Origin of the sequence: Frigoribacterium sp. CFBP 8759, from assembly GCF_014841655.1 — a bacterium.
Classification (GTDB): Bacteria; Actinomycetota; Actinomycetes; order Actinomycetales; family Microbacteriaceae; genus Frigoribacterium.
In genome coordinates this window covers 106,248-125,223 of the sequence record NZ_JACYUH010000005.1, presented here as the reverse complement: position 1 = coordinate 125,223, position 18,976 = coordinate 106,248, and the positions used below count along the sequence as shown (strand labels likewise).

Here is an 18,976-nt window from a genome sequence, read left to right as displayed (position 1 = left end):
CCCCGAAGAGCATGTTCTGCCCACTCGCGGCTCCGAGGAGGCTCGGTGCGGGGCGCCACGGCACGGCACGAGACACGACGCGACCCCCGGGCACGATGAAGGGCCGCCGCCCGGGGTGACCCGGGCGACGGCCCTCGCGTGGTGCAGCGTGCGGCGTGACCGCATACGACCTACTGCAGGTAGAGCTGGAGGTCCTGGCTCACGGCCTTCGCGAACATGCGGAGGCGGGCACGGCTCTCGACGCGCGAGACGGCCTGGCGCGACGAGTGGACGCGCTTGGAGATCTCGTCGAGGGTCATCGGCTGGTCGTCGTCGAGGCCGAAGCGCATGCGGATGACGCGCGCCTCGTCTTCGGGCAACGTCGCCACGAGGGCGTGCATGTCGCGGTTGAGCAGCGAGCTCTCGGTGGCCTGCGTGGGCGACGGGGTCTCTTCGTCCTCGATGAAGTCGCCCAGTTCGCTGTCTTCGGCATCGCCGACGACGGTGTGGATCGACACCGGCTCGTGCGAACGGGACTTCAGCTCGATGAGGTCGGCGACGTCCATGGCGACTTCTTCGGCCACCTCGTCGACGGTGGGCGCACGGCCCAGGTCGACGGTCAGGTCACGCTCGGCCCGCGAGATGCGGTTGATGCGCTCGACCGTGTGCACCGGGATGCGGATGGCGCGCGCCTTGTCGGCGAGGCCGCGGGCGATGGCCTGACGGATCCACCACGTGGCGTAGGTCGAGAACTTGTAGCCCTGCGTGTAGTCGAACTTCTCGACGGCACGGACGAGGCCGAGGTTGCCCTCCTGGATGACGTCCATGAAGGGCAGGCCGCGCTGCGTGTAGCGCTTGGCGATGCTGACGACGAGGCGGAGGTTCGCGGTGATCATGCGGTCCTTCGCACGCTCGCCGTCGTGCTGCAGCCAGCGGAGGTCGCGGAGCATCTCGGCGTGGGCCTTGGTGCGGTTCTTCTTGACCGCGTCGGCGGCCTGCAGCTCTTTGAGCTTCTCGCCGGCGAACAGGCCGACCTCGATGCGGCGGGCGATCTCGGTCTCTTCCGCTGCGTCGAGCAGCGGCATGCGGCCGATGTGGCGGAGGTAGTCGCCGACCTGGTCGGTGGAGGCCCCTCGGACCTGCGACAGGACCTCGACCTCGGTGTCGTCGGTGGCTGTGGTGGTGTTGCGCGTGGTGACGGAAGTGGTCGTCATCGTTCTCTCCCTGCTCGAGTACTGACCTGGTGTCGCGTCGATTAGTTCGTGAAGCTCGTCGGCGTACTTCGAGTCTGGCGTGCGGGGGCGTGCGGAAAAAAGCTGGTGCAGGCCCTGACGGGACTACTCCGAGCGCACGTCCAGAGTTTCGACGTCGACGGGGTACGAAGGCGAACGACGTTTGACAGCAGCCCGGAACGGGTATAGGCGGTGGCTATCACGCCGGGGGTACACATTCCCAGGTCGCTCACCGGAAACTCGGCGGCCGATCTGTCGGGGTACGACGAACGGCACCGCGAGCCCAGGAGGCGCGGTGCCGTGACCTGAGGACGCCCGCGTCACCGGCGCGCCCGTCACCGGCGCACCCCTCGGCGACCCACCCGGTGGCGGGAGAGGCCGGACTAGACCGCGCGGCGGCCCGAGCGGTCGGACAGGTCCGACCGGTCGGACAGGCCCGAGGTGCCGGTAGCGCCGGCGCGGCCGGACAGCTCACGCGACTCGGCGCGCTCTTCCGCCTCGGCCCGGGCGCGCTCTTCGGCCTCGACCTTGGCGTAGGCGGCCCGCTCGGTGCGGTCGGAGCGCAGCAGTGCCCGGACGATGAACCAGAAGATGAGGCCCACGAGGATGGTGGGCGTCACGGAGAAGACGATGGCTCCGGCAAGGGACTCAGGCACCCGACCAGGGTACGTCGCCCTCCCGGGGAAAACCACGTGCACCTCTCGACGCCGAGACGACGGAGGCGCGGTGCCCGACCGGCACCGCGCCTCCTGCACCCGACGCGCGAGCGTCCGCACCCCCGCGCGAACGCGAGCGCGGGCGCGGGCGCTACTTGACCAGCGGGAAGAGGATCGTCTCGCGGATGCCGAGGCCCGTGATCGCCATCAGGAGGCGGTCGATGCCCATGCCCATGCCGCCGCTCGGCGGCATGCCGTGCTCGAGTGCGGTGAGGAAGTCGTCGTCGAGGCGCATGGCCTCGGCGTCGCCGCGGGCCGAGAGGGCGGCCTGCTCGACGAAGCGCTCGCGCTGGATCACCGGGTCGACCAGCTCGGAGTACGCGGTGGCGAGCTCGAAGCCGCGGACGTAGAGGTCCCACTTCTCGACGACGCCGGGCTTCGAGCGGTGCTGGCGGACGAGCGGGCTCGTGTCGACCGGGAAGTCGACCACGAAGGTCGGGCGGTCGAGCGACGGCTTGACGAAGTGCTCCCAGAGCTCTTCGACGAGCTTGCCGTGGGTCTCGTGCGGCACGACCAGGTCGACGGTGGCGGCGAGCGCCTGCAGGTCGGCGACGGTGGTCGACGGGGTGATGATCGGAGGCTGAGTGGGCTTGTCCCACGACTTCGCAACGGCCTCGCTGAGCGACTCGTACATCGGCACGCGGGCCCACTCGCCGCCGAGGTCGTACTCGGTGCCGTCGGCGAGGGTGACGAGGTGCGAGCCGGAGACGGCCATGGCGGCGTTCTGCACGAGCTCTTGCGTGAGGCGGGCCATCTGGTCGTAGTCGCCGTAGGCCTGGTACGCCTCGACCATCGCGAACTCGGGCGAGTGCGTCGAGTCGGCGCCCTCGTTGCGGAAGTTGCGGTTGATCTCGAAGACGCGGTCGATGCCGCCGACGACGGCCCTCTTGAGGAACAACTCGGGCGCGATGCGCAGGTACAGCTCGGTGTCGAAGGCGTTGCTGTGCGTCTGGAACGGTCGGGCCGCGGCGCCGCCGTGCATGGTCTGCAGCATGGGCGTCTCGACCTCGAGGTACTCGTACGAGTCGAAGGTGCGGCGCAGCGACGAGACCGCGGCGGCCCGGGCGCGGACGGTGGCGCGGGCCTGGTCGCGCACGATCAGGTCGAGGTAGCGCTGACGCACGCGCGTCTCCTCGCTGAGCTCGGAGTGCAGGTTCGGCAGCGGCAGGATCGCCTTGGCCGCGATCGACCACTCGCCGACCATGATCGACAGCTCGCCGCGACGGGACGAGATGACCTCGCCCTTCACGAAGACGTGGTCGCCCAGGTCGACGAGCTCTTTCCAGTCGGCGAGGCGCTGCTCGCCGACCTCGGCGAGCGAGACCATGGCCTGGATGCGGCTGCCGTCGCCCGCCTGGAGCGCGGCGAAGCAGAGCTTGCCCGTGTTGCGGGCGTGCACGACGCGACCGGCCAGCCCGACGACGTCACCCGAGCGGCTGTCGGTCTCGAGCTCGGCGTACCGGGCGCGGACCGCACCGATCGTGTCGGTGATCGGCACGCCGACCGGGTACGCCTCGACGCCGGCCTCGAGCAGGCGGGCGCGCTTGTCGAGCCGCACCTGCTTCTGCTCCGACGCCTCGCGCGCGGCGGTGGCCGCCTCGTCGTCGGGGGTGGTGGTCGGGTCGGGCGCGGCGGTCATGTGTCAGGTGCTCCTGGGGTGGTGGAGGGGGGCGGGAGGCGCGGGCCGGGTCAGGCGCGCGGGTCACCGAACGCGGTGGGGCCGTCGTCGAACGAGGCCATGTCGATGGTACCGGGGCCGGCCGCGCCCCCGGCCTCGCCGAGGGCGGCGTCCATGGCCGACCGCATCAGCGGCGCGAGCAGCCGCCCCGGCTCGGGCAGGCCCAGCTCAGTGAGCAGTCCGACCGACTGCGTGACGATCGCGGCCGAGAACTCGGTGGCCGTCGCGATGGCCTCGGCGTAACGCGGCCGGTCGGCCTCGGCCACGATGACGGGCTCGGCCCCCATCTCGACGACGAGCGCCTGGCCGATCGGCTGGACGGGGGTCGGCGCGGTGACGGCGCACCAGGCGTCGCGCAGTCGGACGAGGTCGATGGTCGTGCCGGTGAAGGCGAGGGCCGGGTGGATCGCCAGGGGGATCGCCCCCGACGAGAGGGCGGGCCGGAGCACCTCGAGCCCGTGCCGGGGCGAGGTGTGCACGACGAGCTGGCCGGGCTGCCAGGTGCCCGTCGCGGCCAGGCCCTGCACGAGGTCGGCCAGCTGGTCGTCGGGGACGGCGAGCAGGACGAGCTCGCTGCGCTCGACGATCTCGGGCACGGTCAACAGGGGCACGCCCGGCAGGATCGCCTCGGCCCGGTCGCGGCTGCGCTCGGACACGGCCGAGATGCCGACGATCGCGTGACCGGCGGCGGCGAGCGCGGCACCCAGCACGGGCCCGACCCGGCCGGCGCCGACGATGCCGACGCCGAGGCGGCCGCTGCGGCGGTCGGAGCCGCGCGCGGTCGGCCGGGGGTCGCGCGGTGCGTCGCGCGGGCCACCGAGGGACGAGCCGCCGAGGGAGGGGCCGCCGGTCGACGGGTCGGTCACGGGGTCTCCTCGCTCCAGCGGTGGGTGCGGTCGGCGTGGGCGGCGGCGACGGCCTCGCGACCGGCGGTCGTGAAGAAGCCGAGGGCGTCGTCCTGGTCGAGCGCGCCGATCTCGGCGACGATCGGCCCCTGGACCGTGTGCAGGTGCACGGTCGCGAGCCGCAGCCGGCGGCGCAACGGACCCTGCACCAGGCCGACGCTCTGCACCCGGGGCAGCGGCACGATGACGAGCTGGCGCCAGATCGCGCCCTTGCGCAGCAACAGCGCACCCGGCGCCGAGCGGAATCCGTTGCGCCGCCACGAGAACCAGCGCAGCACGGCGGCCCGGCGCGGAGACACGGTGAAACCGCCGTCCGTGCCGCTCGACCTCAGCCCGCCTTCGACGAGCGACAGGGTGTGCTCGGTCGTCGCCTCGACGGCGTCACGGACGGCAGGAGGCGCGGCGGCGCCGGTCACGGACGTCTCGTCGGCGACCCCCTCACCCCCGAGGGCAGGAGGCGCGGCCTCGCCGGTCGCGGAGCCATCGGCCACCGGGACCGCCGCGGAGGCGACCGCCTCGGGGGCGTCCGCCGGTGCGGGCGACCCGGCCCGCGCCTCCTCGGCGGCGACGCCCACGGCGGCCACGCCGACCAGCTCGGGCAGGACGAGTTCGAGGACGCGGCGGACGTCGTCCTCGTCGCCGACCGGCAGGATCGTCGTGTTCTCCTGCCCGGCGGCGCCCTTGGTGCTCGAACGCGAGGCGCGGTTGATCTTGACGTCCCACCAGCCGAACGGGCGCCAGAGCAGCGGTTGACTGACCTTGATCGAGTGGATGCGGCCGGGCGGCAGCGTCTCGTTCGAGGTCGAGAAGAGGCCGTAGCCGATGCGGACCCCGTCGCGCGTGCCGGCGATCGTGTAGCGCAGCGACTTCGTGATGCGGTTGACGTAGAACCCGCCCGAGCCGAGCACGGCCGGCAGCAGCACGAAGAGCAGGAACCACTCGCCCGTCGTGACCACGCTGATCACGATCGCCACGACGGCTGCCAGGAGGAACAGCGTGTAACCGCTCAGGACGGTCGAACCGATGAGGCGACCGGGCGAGAGGGCCACGACCGACCGGGGCGGTGCCTCGTCGGGGTCGAGCTCGGGTGCGAGGAACTCGTGGGCGCGCTGCTCGACCAGACCGCCGAAGCCCTGCCGGTGCGGGGCGGGGGCGCCGGTCCGACCGGGGGTCGAGGTCCCGGCGACGGCGGCCGGGTCGGTCGCATCGCCCGTGCCCGCGCCTCGCGCATCGACCGGTGCACCGGGCGCGCTCGGGGCCGGGGCGTGCGTCTGCTGCGCGCCGCCCGCGCGCCGCAGGATCTCGCGGCGCAGGTCGTCCGCCGACGCCGACCGCAGGTAGGCGAGGGCGACGTTGGCGTCCTGCCCGGCCTGGGTGACCTCGAGCTTGGCGGCGCCGAAGACGCGGGCCAGCAGGGGACGCTGGATGTTGATGCCCTGGATGCGGTCGAGCCGCGCCCGCCGGTTCGTACGGAACACGATGCCGCTGCGGACCTCGACGACGTCCTCGCCCACCCGGAAGGTGTGCATGCGCCACGACAACCAGAACCCGCCCACGAACAGGGCGATCACGACGACCACGGCGAGCAGCAGCAGGCCCAGCCAGCCCTTGTCGACGACGTACCCGAACGGGTCGCCCTCGTCACCTCGCCGGCCGCCGGGCACGAACAGTTCGACCACGTACTCGCGCGCGTTGTTGAACAGGATGACGAGCACCGCGGCCAGGGCGATGCCGCCCTTGAGCAGCGGGGTGGCCGGGTGCAGGCGGTGCCACTCGCCGTCGGTGAGCGCGGCGACGTCCGGAGGCGCGGGTCGGCCCCCGCCGCCGTCCGCCCCGGTGCGGGGGTCGCTCACAGGCCGGCCCGACGCGATTCGGCCAGCTCGACGAGGCGGTCGCGCAACCGCTCGGCCTCGTCGGCGGGGACGCCCGGGATCGTCACGGCCGACGCCGCGGCCGCGGTGACGAACTTCAGGTCGCTGAGGCCGAGTGCCCGGACGACCGGGCCCCGGTTGATGTCGATGAGCTGCATGCGCCCGTAGGGCACGGCCACGACGCGCAGGTACAGGATGCCCTTGCGCAGCAGCAGGTCGTCCTCGCGCAGCTGGTAGCCGATCGCCCGGACGCGACGGGGGGTCAGGGCGGCGACCACGACGGTGACGACCACCACGACGGCGGTCATCGCGTAGGTCCACCACTGGCCGATCAGCCAGAGCGGGACGGTGGCCCCGGCCACGATGAGGCCGGTGACGAGGTAGCCGATCAGCTCGGGCCAGACGTACTTGGGCGAGACGCGGTTCCACTCGGCGTCGGGGATGTCGAGTCGGTCCATGTCGGCGTCTCTTCCGGTCGGCAGCGGTCGGTCGGCGGTGGTGGGACCGCAGGCGGTCAGACCGCCTGTGTGCCCGAGCCCTGGCCGTGCTCGTCGTCGGCGGGCGGGACGGTGCACATGCGCTCGGCGACGATGCCGGCCACCAGCAGCCCCGCACCGCCGACGACGGCGACGATCGCGGGCACGAGCGAGCCTACAGCGACCCCCACGCCACGGGACAGGACGAACAGCAGGACTCCCCCGGCGAAGCCGCCGAACAGGGCACCGGCCAGGCTGCTCGCCTTGGCCAGCAGCAGCACGCGGGTCGCGTAGTAGGGGTCGACGCGTTCCTTGCTCGACCCGGTCGCGACCCGGTGCACGGGCACGGCCATCGAGACGACGACGCCGCCGATGCCGAGCAGCACGAGGCCGAGCGCGAAGGGCAGCACGATCGACGGCTGACGCATGGCGACCAACACCGAGTCGAGGACGAAGCCGGCGGCCACGGCCACGATGATCAGGCCGACCAGGGTGGAGGGGCGGGTGTGCTTCACGGGGCTCCTGGGCTGGGGTCGGTGGTCGGGTCGTGCGCGGACCCGTGGTCGAGCAGCGGGGGCTCGGACGCGGGGTCGAACAGCGAGGTCGCTCCCGGCACGGGACGGGTGCGCTCGGTGAGCCGGGACGCCAGGTCGGCGACCCGCCCGGCTCCGGCGAGCCGCGCCTCCGGGTCCAGCTCGAGCCAGGGCTCGAGCACGAACGCGCGCTCGGCGGCGCGGGGGTGCGGCACCTGCAGGCGCTCGGTGTCGATGCGCTCGTCGTCGAGGGCGACGACGTCGAGGTCGAGGGTCCGGTCGCCCCAGCGCACCTCGCGGGTGCGCCCGTGCGTGGCCTCGATCGCCTGGAGCGCGTCGAGCAGGGCGTCGTCGTGGAGCGTGACGTCGGCGAGCAGCACGGCGTTGAGGTAGGTCGGCTTGCCCGGATCGAGGCCGTCGAGCGTGACGGCGGTCGACGACACGGGCGCGGAGGCCGCGACGACCGTGATGCCGGGGGTCGCGTCGACGGCCCGGACGGCCTCGCGCAGCAGGGTGTCGCGGTCGCCGAGGTTCGAGCCGAGGGCGATCACCGCACGCCGGACGCGCGGCGCGGCCGTGCTCGACGCACCGGTGCTCGGGCCGCTCGTGCTCGGGCCGGCCGTGCTCGAGCCAGCCGTGCTCGGGCCGCTCACGCGCGCTCCCGGCTGATGGTGATCGACACGTCGCCGAAGGGCACGGTGATCGGGGCGCCCGGCTTGTGCACGGTCACCTCGGTGGATACCGCCGCACGGTGCGCGAGCACGACGCCGGCGAGGCGCTCGGCGAGGGTCTCGATCAGGTCGACCGGGTCGCGCTCGACGGCGGCCACGAGTTCTTCGGCGAGGACGCCGTAGTGCACGGTCTCGCCGAGGTCGTCCCCGGACGCCGCCGGGGAGGTGTCGAGGTGCACGACGACGTCGACGACGAACTCCTGCCCGTCACGGCGCTCGTGGTCGAAGACGCCGTGGTGGCCGGTCGCGCGGACGCCGCTGAGGCGCAGCACGTCGAGGCCGGTCGCGCGGAGGACCGGCACGGGCCCGCCGACCGTCTCGTGCTCGGGGACCGACTCGGGCTCGTGCTCGGGGACCGACTCGGGCTCGCGCGCGGGCAGGCCGTCGGGCCCGCTCTCGACGCCGGTCACGCGTGCCTCGCCGGTCGGCGGGGAGCCACCGCGGCCTCGGTCCAGGCCTGCAACACGTCGAGGGCGACGCGGGTGCCGGCGACGTCGTGGACGCGCACGCCCCAGACGTCGGCCTGGGCCGCCAGCACGCTGATCACGGCGGTCGCGGGGTCGCGGTCGGTGGGCGGCGCCCCCTCGGGCAGGAGGTCGGCCAGGAACCGCTTGCGCGACGCGGCGACGAGCACGGGTAGGCCGAGCCGGCCGACCACGTCGAGGTGGGCGAGCAGCTGCCAGTTCTGGGTGGCGTCCTTGGAGAACCCCAGCCCGGGGTCGAGCACGATCGCGGACGGGTCGACGCCGCGGGCGACCAGGTCGTCGACCCGCGCGGCGAGCTCGTCGGCGACGGTGCCGACGACGTCGCCGTCGTAGTCGCGTGACGCGGCGGCGGGTGCCTGGCCCGAGCCGTCGAGTCGACCTCGCCAGTGCATGACCACGAAGGTGCGGCCGCTCTCGGCGGCGACCCGGGCCATGTCGACGTCGGCGAGGCCCCCCGACACGTCGTTGACGATCTCGGCACCGGCCTCGAGCGCGGCGGCGGCGGTCGACGCGTTCATCGTGTCGATGCTGACGCGCACCCCCTCGGCCGCGAGTTCTCGCACGACCGGCAGCACCCGGCGCAGCTCGTCGGCGGGCTCGACCCGAGAGGCACCGGGTCGGGTCGATTCGCCGCCCACGTCGACGATGTCGGCCCCCTGCGCGACGAGGGCGCGGGCATGGGCCAGGGCGGCGTCGAGGTCGAGGTGACGACCGCCGTCGCTGAACGAGTCGGGCGTGACGTTGAGCACGCCCATCACCTGCGGGCCGGGCCGGCGAGCACCGGATCGGTCGCGCGACCGGCGGAGAACCGGTGCAGGAGGCGCGGCGTGCGACCCCGGGCCGGTCGCGACCCGGTCACGCACCGCGGGTGCCGCGTGCGAACCGGCGCGCTGCCGATCGGGTCGTGGCCGCGCCTCGAGCACGGGGTCGGCGTCGTCGAACGACCGCTCGTGCAGCGGCCCCTCGAACCGACCGCCGGCCACCAGCCGACGTCCGGAGCGGACCGCGGGGGCGGGGGCCGGCGCCTCGGCGGGGAGGCTCGTCGCGGACGTGGTCGCCGGCGTGTGCGTGACGGGCGGCAGCTGGGCCGGGGGACGGACGGCCGCGGTCTCGTTCTGTGCCAGGACGAGACGTCCCTGCGTGATCGGGCCCACGGCGAGCTCGTCGGCGGCTGCCCGGGCGGAGGCCGGGGGCGCGTCGACGACGACGTCGGCCGGGTAGCGCTCCCGACCGCGAGGTCGCTTCGACGGTACGGCGCCGCCCTCGTGAGCCGCAGCGGGCAGACGTCCGTCGTCAGCGGACGTGGCGGGGGTGCCGCGAGACGGGTCGGTCACGAAGCGGTACCTCCGTTCGGTGCTGGGGACGAGCCCTCAGGCTATCGACCGGCTGCGCCTGGGCGCAGCCGGTCGGGCCGATCGTGCGTCAGGCCGTGGCGATGCCGGGCGTCGTGCGGGGCGGGCGCGTGCGGGCCGGCTTGGTCGTCGGCTCGGAGTCGACGCCCCCGTCGACGGCTTCGGCATCGACGGGCGACTTCGTCGGCATCGGGATCGCCGGGCGGTCGGACACCGGACGCTTGTCGCTCGAGAGCCACTGCGGGCGCTCGGGCAGCTTGCGGACGTCCTTGAAGATCTCGGCGAGCTCGTCGTGGTCGAGGGTCTCTTTCTCGAGCAACTCGCGGGCGAGGAAGTCGAGCACGTCGCGGTTGTCGTTGATGACTTCCCACGCCTCGTCGTGCGCCTGCTCGAGCAGCACGCGGACCTCGGCGTCGACCGTCTCGGCGATGTTCTCCGAGTAGTCGCGCGAGCTTCCGTCGCGGCCCATCATCATCTCGCCGGAGGCCTGGCCCAGCTTGACCGAGCCCACCTTGTTGCTCATGCCGTACTCGGTGACCATCTTGCGGGCGGTCGCCGTGGCCTTCTCGATGTCGTTCGAGGCACCGGTGGTCGGGTCGTGGAAGACGAGCTCTTCGGCGACACGGCCGCCCATGGCGTACGTGAGCTGGTCGAGCAGCTCGTTGCGGGTGACCGAGTACTTGTCCTCGAGGGGCAGGACCATCGTGTAGCCCAGGGCCCGACCGCGGGGCAGGATCGTGATCTTGGTCACGGGGTCGGTGTGGCGCATGGCCGCGGCGGCGAGGGCGTGGCCACCCTCGTGGTACGCGGTGATGAGCTTCTCGTGGTCGTTCATGATGCGGCTGCGGCGCTGCGGGCCGGCCATGACGCGGTCGACCGCCTCGTCGAGGGCACGGTTGTCGATCAGCTGCGCGTTGGAGCGGGCGGTGAGCAGGGCGGCCTCGTTGAGGACGTTGGCCAGGTCGGCACCCGTGAACCCGGGGGTCTTGCGGGCCAGCACCTCGAGGTTGACCGAGGCGGCGAGGGGCTTGCCCTTGCCGTGCACCTCGAGGATCTGCCTGCGGCCGTCGAGACCCGGAGCGTCGACGCCGATCTGGCGGTCGAAGCGGCCGGGGCGCAGCAGGGCCGGGTCGAGCACGTCGGGACGGTTGGTCGCCGCGATCAGGATGACGTTGGTCTTGACGTCGAAGCCGTCCATCTCGACCAGCAGCTGGTTGAGGGTCTGCTCGCGCTCGTCGTTGCCGCCGCCGATGCCGGCGCCGCGGTGACGACCGACGGCGTCGATCTCGTCGACGAAGATGATCGCGGGGCTGTTCTGCTTGGCCTGCTCGAAGAGGTCACGGACGCGGCTGGCGCCGACGCCGACGAACATCTCGACGAAGTCGGACCCCGAGATCGAGAAGAAGGGGACGCCGGCCTCACCGGCGACGGCGCGGGCGAGCAGGGTCTTGCCGGTGCCGGGAGGGCCGTAGAGCAGCACGCCCTTCGGGATGCGGGCGCCGACGGCCTGGAACTTGGCGGGCTCCTTCAGGAACTCCTTGATCTCTTCGAGCTCTTCGATGGCCTCGTCGGCCCCGGCGACGTCGGTGAACATGACCTGCGGGGTCTCTTTCGAGGCGAGCTTGGCCTTGGACTTGCCGAACTGCATGACCTTGCTGCCGCCGCCCTGCATGGACGAGAGCAAGAACCAGAAGATGACGCCGATGATCAAGAACGGCAGCAGGATGCTGAGCAGCGACATGAACCAACTGGTCTGCGTGACGGTGTCGTCGAAGTTCTCGAGGTTCGCGTCGGTGACGGCGTCGACGACCTCGGAACCGCGCGGCGTCGCGTAGTAGAACTGCTCGGCCTTGTCGCCGTCCTTCAGGACGAGGTCGACGCGCTGCTCGTTGCTGAAGATCGTCGCCGACTTGACCTGGTCGGCCTGGATCGCCTCGAGGCCCTTCTGGGTCGAGATCTGCGTCGTGCCCGCCCCGCTGATGAGGCTCCACCCGATGCCGATGCCGATGACCGCGATCACGATGTAGATGATCGGACCGCGGAAGAGTTTCTTGAAGTCCATGTCAGTACGGGCGACGCCCGACACCTTTCTGCAGGAAGAACGTGAGCAAAAGGGTACATCGGGGCTGCTATGCCCTGGATGGGTGTTCGCCGAGGGCTTGATCGGCCCCGCCCGGGAGCGGACCGCTAGCTGTAGACGTGCGGGGCGAGCACCCCGACACCGCGGAGGTTGCGGTACTTCTCGTCGTAGTCGAGGCCGTAGCCGATGACGAAGTCGTTCGGGATCTCGAAGCCGACGTACTTGACGTCGACGGCGACCTTGGCGGCGGCCGGCTTGCGGAAGAGCGCGAAGATCTCGACCGACGCCGCGCCGCGCTTCTGCAGGTTCTCGAGCAGCCACGACAGCGTGAGGCCCGAGTCGATGATGTCCTCGACGATGATGACGTCGCGGCCGTGCAGGTCGCTGTCGAGGTCTTTGAGGATGCGCACGACGCCCGACGACTTGGTGCCGGAGCCGTACGACGAGACGGCCATCCAGTCCATCGCCGAGGCCAGCTTGAGCTCGCGCGAGAAGTCGGCCATGACCATGACCGCGCCCTTGAGGACGCCCACCAGCAGCGGCTCGCGGCCGGCGTAGTCGACCTCGACCTGCCGGGCGACCTCGGCGATCTTGGCGTGGATCTGCTCTTCGGTGTAGAGCACGCTGGTCAGGTCGGCCTCGATGTCGCTGAGTTCCATGGTGGTGTCGTGCTCCTGGGGTCGTGGGGTGCCGAGGGGGATCTCAGGAGGCGCCGGTCGCCGAGAAGTGCAGCGCGCCTCCGGTGCGTTCCACTGTAATGCCCGGCAGCGACACCGCCCCCTGCCCGTGCCAGTCGGTCACCAGCCGGGCCACCTCGAGGGTCTGGACGCGGCTCAGCGAGACGCCGAACTCGCTCTGCACCGCGAGCCGGATCAGTCGCTGACGCAGGGCCGCCGGGTTCGCGGCGAGCCCCCGGACGTCGAGCGAGATGCCCGCCTCGGCGTGGTCGGCCAGCTCCTCGGCCAGTTCGTCGGCGAAGTGGTCGAGGGCGGACGAGTCCTCGCGCAGCGCGTCCGCCGTCCGCGCGAGCGCCTCGGTGATGCCCGGGCCCAGCTCGCGCTCGAGCATCGGCAGGACGGTCCGCCGCAGTCGCACCCGCGTGAAGGTCGGGTCGTCGTTGTGCGGATCGGCCCAGGCCTCGAGGCCGGCGTCGGTGCAGGCCGCCGCCGTGGTCGAGCGACCGACGGCCAACAGGGGGCGGGCGTACAGGCCCGAGCGCGCCTCCATGCCGCTCAGGCTCGTCGCACCGCTGCCCCGGGTGAGGCCGAGCAGCACCGTCTCGGCCTGGTCGTCGCGGGTGTGGCCGAGCAGCACGGTGCGGGCACCCTGCTCGGCGGCGACGGACGACAGCGCGTCGTAGCGGGCCGTGCGGGCCGCCGCCTCGGGACCGCCCTCGGTGCCCACCGAGACCCGGACGACGACGACGGGGTCGAGCCCGAGGCCGCGAGCCTGCTCGGCCGCGCGCGCCGCGACGGTGCGAGAGTCGCCCTGCAGGTCGTGGTCGACGACGACCGCCCCGGCGCGCAGCCCCGCACGCGGCGCCTCGAACGCGAGCCCCGCGGCGAGCGCGAGGGAGTCGGGCCCGCCGCTGAGGGCCACGAGCACGAGGTCGCCCTCGTCGTGACCGGACAAGGAGGCGCGCACGGCTCGTCGGACGTCGGCCGTCGCGGGGGTCAGGCGGGGTCTGTCGGGCATCTTGTAACGTTAGCGACACCGCCGACCCGTCGGGTCGGACCCCCCAACGACGCATCGCAAGGAGCACACCCATGGCCGCGTACGACGCCGTGATCGAGATCCCCAAAGGCAGCCGCAACAAGTACGAGGTCGACCACGAGACCGGTCGCGTCTACCTCGACCGCGTCCTGTTCACCGGGTTCGTCTACCCGACCGACTACGGCTTCTTCGAGAACACGCTCGGCCTCGACGGCGACCCCGTCGACGTGCTCGTGCTGCTCGACTACCCGCTCTTCCCGGGCGTCGGGGTCAAGGTGCGCCCGGTCGGCGTCTTCAACATGACCGACGACGGCGGCAGCGACGCCAAGGTCATCGCCGTCCCCGCGAAGGACCCGCGCTGGGAGCACATCCAGGACGTCACCGACGTGCCCGAGTACCTCCGCAAGGAGATCGAGCACTTCTTCGAGCACTACAAGGACCTCGAGCCCGGCAAGTGGGTCAAGACCGAGGGCTGGGGCGACGCCGCCGAGGCCGAGGCCATCGTCGAGGCCGGCATCACGAAGCTGGCCGACGAGGGGCACTGACCTCCCCGCACCCCGGTACGACGAAGGGCCCGACACCACGTGGTGTCGGGCCCTTCGTCGTGCCGGAACGCGGGGACGGCGCCTAGAGGCGGATGCCGCGGTCCGCCATGAACGGCTGCGGGTTCTGCGCGACGCCGCCGACGCGGGTCTCGAAGTGCAGGTGGCAGCCGGTCGAGTTGCCGGTCGAGCCGACGTGCCCGATCTGCTGGCCGGTGCCGACCGCCTGCCCGACGCTGACCATGATGCCGCCGTTCGGCTGGTGGCCGTACCCGGTCGTGACGCCGTTGCCGTGGTCGATCAGCACGAAGTTGCCGTAGCCGCCGTACCAGCCGGCGTAGCTGACGACGCCCGCGGTGGCGGCGTAGATGGGCGTGTTGCAGCCTGCGGCGAGGTCGGTGCCGGCGTGAAGGATGTACGCGTGCGTCACGGGGTTGACGCGCATGCCGAAGCCGCTCGAGATGTTGCCGCCGGCGGGGCGCGTCCAGCCCTGGGGCGAGACGACCCCGAGGGCCGTGCCGTTGGTCGCCGCCGCCGCGGCGGCAGCGGCGGCACGTGACTCCTCGACGCCCTTCTGGTACTCGGCCTCGGTGTGGTCGACGTTGGTCTTCAGGGTCTCGAGCTGGGCCTGGAGCCGCGCCTGGTTCTCCTGCTGTGCGGCGAGGGCGTCGCTCGCGGCCTGGGCGGCGTCGTTCGCGTCGGCGAGGGCCTGCTGTGCCTCGTCGGCCAGCACGGCGAGGGCGGCCTCGGCGACGGCGGCCTGGTCGCTGAGCCCCTGTGCGGTGTTGCGGTCCTGCGTGGCCTGCGCGTAGATGCCGTCGGCCTGCTCGGTGAGCTTGCTCATCGCACCGAGCTTGTAGAGCAGCTGCCCGGCCTCACCCGGGTCGGCGATCAGGGTGCCGCTGACGCCGTTCGTGCCACCGGAGCGACCGAGCTGCGCGGCGAGTTGACCCGCCCGCTCTTCGCTGGCCGCGGCCACCTGGTCGGCGGAGTCGGCCTGCGACTGCAGCTGGGCGGTCTTGTACTGGGCGTCGTCGTAGGCGGACTGGGCCTTCTGCAGCTCGTCACCGCGCTTCTCGGCCTCGGTGTTCGCGGCGTCGAGATCGGCCTGCATCTGGGTGAGGATGCCCTCGAGGTTGGTGATCTCGGCCTGCTTCGCGGTCTCGTCGCCCCGGGCCTTCTGGACGTCCTCCCACGACGGGTAGGACGCGGCCGTGGCCGACGACGCGGGCAGTCCGACGACGCCGGCGGTGAGCAGCAGGGACGCGGCCGCCACGGTCACGACGATGCGGGCCAGGCGCGACGACGGAGCGAGCGGGCCCGAGGTGAGGCTCACGAGGCGCGGGCGCCCGGTGCGGCGGGTGGAGGTCATCGAGTGGTTCCGATTCGTCGTGACGGCATCGAGCCCGGCCGGTCGCGCCGGGGTCGCCGTGCAGGACACGGTATCGCCGACGCCCGGTCCCGTACAGCGCCGCGGACGCGACGCCGCCGGGCGGTCGACCGACGGTCGACCCCGAACTCTCAAGAACGACTTGAAACTAGCCGTCGAGTCGGTGAACGCGGGGCAGCCGAGACGGAGTGGCGAGCGTGTCGCCCGACCACGACAGGGGACGAGGAGGCGCGCGCAGCACCCGCCGTCGCCCTCGTTTTGCTTTTCCCCGCGATCATCCGTATGCTCTGTGATCGGTTGCTATGACGTCCTCGGACACGGCCCCATCGTTTAGTGGCCTAGGACACCGCCCTTTCACGGCGGCAGCACGGGTTCGAATCCCGTTGGGGTCACCAGCACCACTGCAAGACAGCACCGAGGCATCACCTGCACCAATCACAACAGAACATCGAGTACGCTGTGTCACAGCAGCAAGTTTGGCCCTGTAGCGCAGTTGGTTAGCGCGCCGCCCTGTCACGGCGGAGGTCGCCGGTTCAAGTCCGGTCAGGGTCGCCAAGGCGAGTTCATCGTCTGGGGGCTTCGGGCCCTCACGGCTGGGTAGCTCAGTTGGTAGAGCGTTCGACTGAAAATCGAAAGGTCCACGGATCGATGCCGTGTCCAGCCACAGAAGGCCCCGCTCAGGCGGGGCCTGACTCGTTTAACGGCATGGCCGGTGGTGGGCACCGCGGCATCGCCACTGGTGGGACCGTCTCGTGAGCATCGGCCACGACCCCGCGGTCGTCTCCCTCCGCAGCCGGTGGCTCGACCCGCTCGTCGCCGGACTCGCGGCCCTGCTGCTCGGGGCCGCGTTCAGCTGGGTGCCCTCGTACTGGAGCGACGAGGCGACGACGCTGCAGGTGGCGCGCCTCCCCCTCGGCGAGTTGCTGGCGTTCGTCCACCAGCGCGACGCGGTGCACACGGTCTACTACCTCTTCATGCACTTCTGGGTCGGCGCCTTCGGCGAGGCCGAGGTGGCCACGAGGTTCCCGTCGGCCGTCTTCGTCGGGGCCGGGGCGGCCGGGGTGCTCGTCCTGACGCGGATGCTGACGACCCGTCGCACCGCGCTGCTGGCCGCCGCGGTCTTCGCGGTGCTGCCCCGCTTCACGCTCGAGGCCGCCGAGGCCCGGCCCTACGCCCTGTCGGTCGCCCTGGCCGTCTGGGTGACCGTGCTGCTGCTCGTGGCCTCCCGGCGTCACCGCCGACGCTGGTGGATCGGGTACGGCGCGGTCCTCGCCGGGTCGATCGCGACCTTCGTCCCCCTCGGCCTGATCATCGTGGTGCACGGCGTGTTCCTGCTGCTGGCGCCGGCACAGCGCCGGCGTCGCGGAGCCCGCCACCGCCTCCTCGGCTGGTCCGTCTCGACCGGGGCGGCGTTGTTCGTGACCTCGCCGGTCATCGGGACGGTCCTCGCCGAGCGCTCGCGCCTCCTGGGGGTGGCCGATCCGTCGACGGGAGCCGACGTCACCTGGTGGACGGTCCTGGTCGAACCGTGGTTCGTCACGGGCCTGGCCTTCGCCGTGGTCTCGGCGGTCCTGCTCATCCTGCTCGGCACCCGTCTCCGCGACCGCTCGCGGACGCCCGGCAGCGTGGTGTTGCTCGGCGCGCTCTGGGTCGCGTTGCCCGCCGGACTGCTGCTCGCACTGGGACTCGTCCTGTCGCCCGTGTACACGTCGAGGCTGGTGACCTTCTCGGCACCCGGCATGTGCCTGCTGCTGGCCGTGGCCGTCACCGGCTTCCGCCGGCGCTGGATCAGCATCGCCCTCGTCGCCCTGCTGGTGGCGGCCTCGGTGCCGTCGTACGTGCTGCAGCGACTGCCGACCGGCAAGGGCGGCGGCAGCGACCTCTCGCAGCTCTCGAGCTACATCGAGAGCCAGGCGCGCCCGGGTGACGCGTTCCTGCTCGACGCGACCGGCACCGTGTCGACGCGACCCCGCCAGGCCATGTACGCCTACCCGGATCGATTCGCCGAGCTCGACGACGTGGCCTACGTCCGCTCGGGCCTGCCCTCGGGCTCGTACTCGGACGTCACCCTGCGTCTCGACGACGAGGACGACGCCGTCGAACTGGCCGACCGGCTGTCGTCGGTCGACCGCCTCTGGATCGCGCGGCTCTCCGTCGACGTCCTCAGCGAGGCCGACCTGCGGCAGCTCCGCGACCAGGGGTACGAGATCCGACAGGAGCACCGCACCGGTCGGAGCGTCGTCTACCTCTTCGCGCGACCGCCGGCCTGACGGCCAGGCCTGGTGGTCAGGCTCGACGGTCAGGCCTGGTGGTCAGGCTCGACCCTCAGCGACGCAGCTCGAGGGTGCAGCACTTGACGCCGCCGCCGCCGAGCAGCAGCTCGGAGAGGTCGACGCCGATCGGGTTGTAGCCGCGCTCGCGCAGCTGACGTTCGAAGCCGGTCGCCCGGGCGGCGATCACGACGTTGTGGCCGTCCGAGTACGAGTTCAGGCCGAGGATGGCGGCGTCCTCCTCGCTGACGAGGATCGCGTCGGGGAAGCGCTGCCGCAGGATCGCGAGCGACGCGTCGTCGAAGGCGCTCTCGAGGTACGCGATGGTGTGGCGGCCGTCCACCGGCTCGGGGTCGAGCACGGCGATGGCGGTGTCGAGGTGGTAGAAGCTCGGGTTGACGAGCGTGAGGCTGACGACCTCGCGCCCGAAGACGCGGCCGATCTCGTCGTGCGAGCTCGAGTCGCTGCGGAAGCCCGTGCCGGCCAGGATGACGTCGCCGACCAGCAGGAAGTCCCCTTCGCCCTCGTTGGTCTCGGAGGGCTCGGCGACCTCGAAGCCCGCCGAGGCGAACCACCGCATGTAGGCCGGGCCCTCGGCCTGGCGCTCGGGGTAGGTGAAGCGCGCGCCGTAGGCGACGCCGTCGAGGACGAAGCCGCCGTTGGCCGCGTAGACCATGTCCGGCAGACCCGGTTCGGGGTCGATAAGCTCGACGTCGAATCCGAGGCCGACGTAGGTGTCGTAGAGGGTCTGCCATTGGGCCAGCGCCAGCGAGGTGTTGGTCGGCGTGGTGGGGTCCATCCACGGGTTGATCTTGTAGCTGACGGTGAAGTGCTCGGGCCGACACATCAAGATGGTGCGGTGGCTGGCCACGCGGGACGAGGCCCCCACGGCGGTCGCATCGGGCAGGTCGGTGGGTTCGATCGTCAGGCTCACCGGATCAGTGTCACATCGTGGGCGCGCACGAGGCCGAGCTCTCACGCACTTTTCTTGCGTATTTGTCAGCTCTGGTGCAGCATTCGGGC

Annotated in this window: 17 protein-coding genes and 3 tRNA genes; 5 read left to right on the top strand and 15 right to left on the bottom strand. The window is 72.0% G+C overall.

The annotated features are described in order from the left end of the window. Nucleotides 1–170 precede the first annotated feature (170 nt). The 13 genes from IFT79_RS15300 to tilS form a co-directional block, all read right to left on the bottom strand. On the bottom strand, nt 171–1,193 hold the full coding sequence (locus tag IFT79_RS15300) for a sigma-70 family RNA polymerase sigma factor (protein ID WP_056044073.1): 1,023 nt from the start codon (nt 1,191–1,193) through the stop codon (nt 171–173). A gap of 401 nt (nt 1,194–1,594) precedes the next feature. Beyond that, nucleotides 1,595–1,867 (bottom strand): hypothetical protein, encoded by a 273-nt coding sequence (locus IFT79_RS15295; RefSeq protein ID WP_192125163.1) that lies wholly within the window; start codon nt 1,865–1,867, stop codon nt 1,595–1,597. Nucleotides 1,868–2,018: 151 nt separating this feature from the next. Next, complete coding sequence (gene lysS / locus IFT79_RS15290; RefSeq protein WP_192125141.1) at nt 2,019–3,566, bottom strand: lysine--tRNA ligase; 1,548 nt, start codon at nt 3,564–3,566, stop codon at nt 2,019–2,021. 50 nt (nt 3,567–3,616) lie between these two features. After that, nucleotides 3,617–4,471: a Rossmann-like and DUF2520 domain-containing protein gene (locus IFT79_RS15285; RefSeq protein WP_159824897.1), complete on the bottom strand. Its 855-nt coding sequence runs from the start codon at nt 4,469–4,471 to the stop codon at nt 3,617–3,619. Then, nucleotides 4,468–6,363, bottom strand: coding sequence for a PH domain-containing protein (locus tag IFT79_RS15280; protein WP_192125138.1), 1,896 nt, complete (start codon nt 6,361–6,363; stop codon nt 4,468–4,470). Before IFT79_RS15280 ends, IFT79_RS15285 begins: the two co-directional genes overlap by 4 nt. Beyond that, nucleotides 6,360–6,839, bottom strand: a complete 480-nt coding sequence (locus tag IFT79_RS15275) for a PH domain-containing protein (RefSeq protein ID WP_192125129.1) — start codon at nt 6,837–6,839, stop codon at nt 6,360–6,362. The genes IFT79_RS15280 and IFT79_RS15275 overlap by 4 nt, the downstream gene beginning before the upstream one ends. A gap of 56 nt (nt 6,840–6,895) precedes the next feature. Beyond that, nucleotides 6,896–7,372: a DUF3180 domain-containing protein gene (locus IFT79_RS15270; RefSeq protein ID WP_056044083.1), complete on the bottom strand. Its 477-nt coding sequence runs from the start codon at nt 7,370–7,372 to the stop codon at nt 6,896–6,898. Further along, entirely contained in the window at nt 7,369–8,043 is a 675-nt protein-coding gene (gene folK / locus IFT79_RS15265; RefSeq protein WP_342211863.1) for a 2-amino-4-hydroxy-6-hydroxymethyldihydropteridine diphosphokinase, read from the bottom strand. Before folK ends, IFT79_RS15270 begins: the two co-directional genes overlap by 4 nt. After that, nucleotides 8,040–8,531 (bottom strand): dihydroneopterin aldolase, encoded by a 492-nt coding sequence (gene folB, locus IFT79_RS15260; RefSeq protein ID WP_342211862.1) that lies wholly within the window; start codon nt 8,529–8,531, stop codon nt 8,040–8,042. The genes folK and folB overlap by 4 nt, the downstream gene beginning before the upstream one ends. After that, nucleotides 8,528–9,361 (bottom strand): dihydropteroate synthase, encoded by an 834-nt coding sequence (folP, locus tag IFT79_RS15255; protein ID WP_056044577.1) that lies wholly within the window; start codon nt 9,359–9,361, stop codon nt 8,528–8,530. The genes folB and folP overlap by 4 nt, the downstream gene beginning before the upstream one ends. A gap of 667 nt (nt 9,362–10,028) precedes the next feature. Beyond that, the gene (gene ftsH / locus IFT79_RS15250; RefSeq protein WP_192125120.1) at nt 10,029–12,020 is read right to left on the bottom strand and encodes an ATP-dependent zinc metalloprotease FtsH; all 1,992 of its coding nucleotides are present in this window, start codon (nt 12,018–12,020) and stop codon (nt 10,029–10,031) included. 125 nt (nt 12,021–12,145) lie between these two features. Continuing rightward, nucleotides 12,146–12,697: a hypoxanthine phosphoribosyltransferase gene (hpt, locus tag IFT79_RS15245; RefSeq protein WP_123519911.1), complete on the bottom strand. Its 552-nt coding sequence runs from the start codon at nt 12,695–12,697 to the stop codon at nt 12,146–12,148. Nucleotides 12,698–12,740: 43 nt separating this feature from the next. Continuing rightward, a complete protein-coding gene (gene tilS, locus IFT79_RS15240; RefSeq protein WP_192125118.1) occupies nt 12,741–13,733 on the bottom strand; it encodes a tRNA lysidine(34) synthetase TilS in 993 nt (330 codons plus the stop codon). A gap of 71 nt (nt 13,734–13,804) precedes the next feature. Between tilS and ppa the strand changes: the two genes are divergently transcribed. Then, on the top strand, nt 13,805–14,296 hold the full coding sequence (gene ppa, locus IFT79_RS15235) for an inorganic diphosphatase (RefSeq protein WP_043593233.1): 492 nt from the start codon (nt 13,805–13,807) through the stop codon (nt 14,294–14,296). 82 nt (nt 14,297–14,378) lie between these two features. Here the strand turns inward: ppa and IFT79_RS15230 are convergent, their stop codons facing one another. Continuing rightward, nucleotides 14,379–15,665: a M23 family metallopeptidase gene (locus IFT79_RS15230; protein ID WP_056044090.1), complete on the bottom strand. Its 1,287-nt coding sequence runs from the start codon at nt 15,663–15,665 to the stop codon at nt 14,379–14,381. 337 nt (nt 15,666–16,002) lie between these two features. On the opposite strand from IFT79_RS15230, the gene IFT79_RS15225 reads away from it, so the two are divergent. The 4 genes from IFT79_RS15225 (at nt 16,003) to IFT79_RS15210 (ending at nt 17,953) form a co-directional block, all read left to right on the top strand. Then, nucleotides 16,003–16,078: transfer RNA gene (locus tag IFT79_RS15225), tRNA-Glu, on the top strand. A gap of 83 nt (nt 16,079–16,161) precedes the next feature. Next, nucleotides 16,162–16,238: transfer RNA gene (locus IFT79_RS15220), tRNA-Asp, on the top strand. Between the two features lie 36 nt (nt 16,239–16,274). Then, nucleotides 16,275–16,347 (top strand) — tRNA-Phe (locus IFT79_RS15215). 88 nt (nt 16,348–16,435) lie between these two features. Further along, on the top strand, nt 16,436–17,953 hold the full coding sequence (locus IFT79_RS15210; protein ID WP_192125111.1) for a glycosyltransferase family 39 protein: 1,518 nt from the start codon (nt 16,436–16,438) through the stop codon (nt 17,951–17,953). A gap of 55 nt (nt 17,954–18,008) precedes the next feature. On the opposite strand, the gene ddaH is transcribed toward IFT79_RS15210, so the two are convergent. Beyond that, nucleotides 18,009–18,887: a dimethylargininase gene (gene ddaH / locus IFT79_RS15205; protein ID WP_446718865.1), complete on the bottom strand. Its 879-nt coding sequence runs from the start codon at nt 18,885–18,887 to the stop codon at nt 18,009–18,011. Nucleotides 18,888–18,976 lie beyond the last annotated feature (89 nt).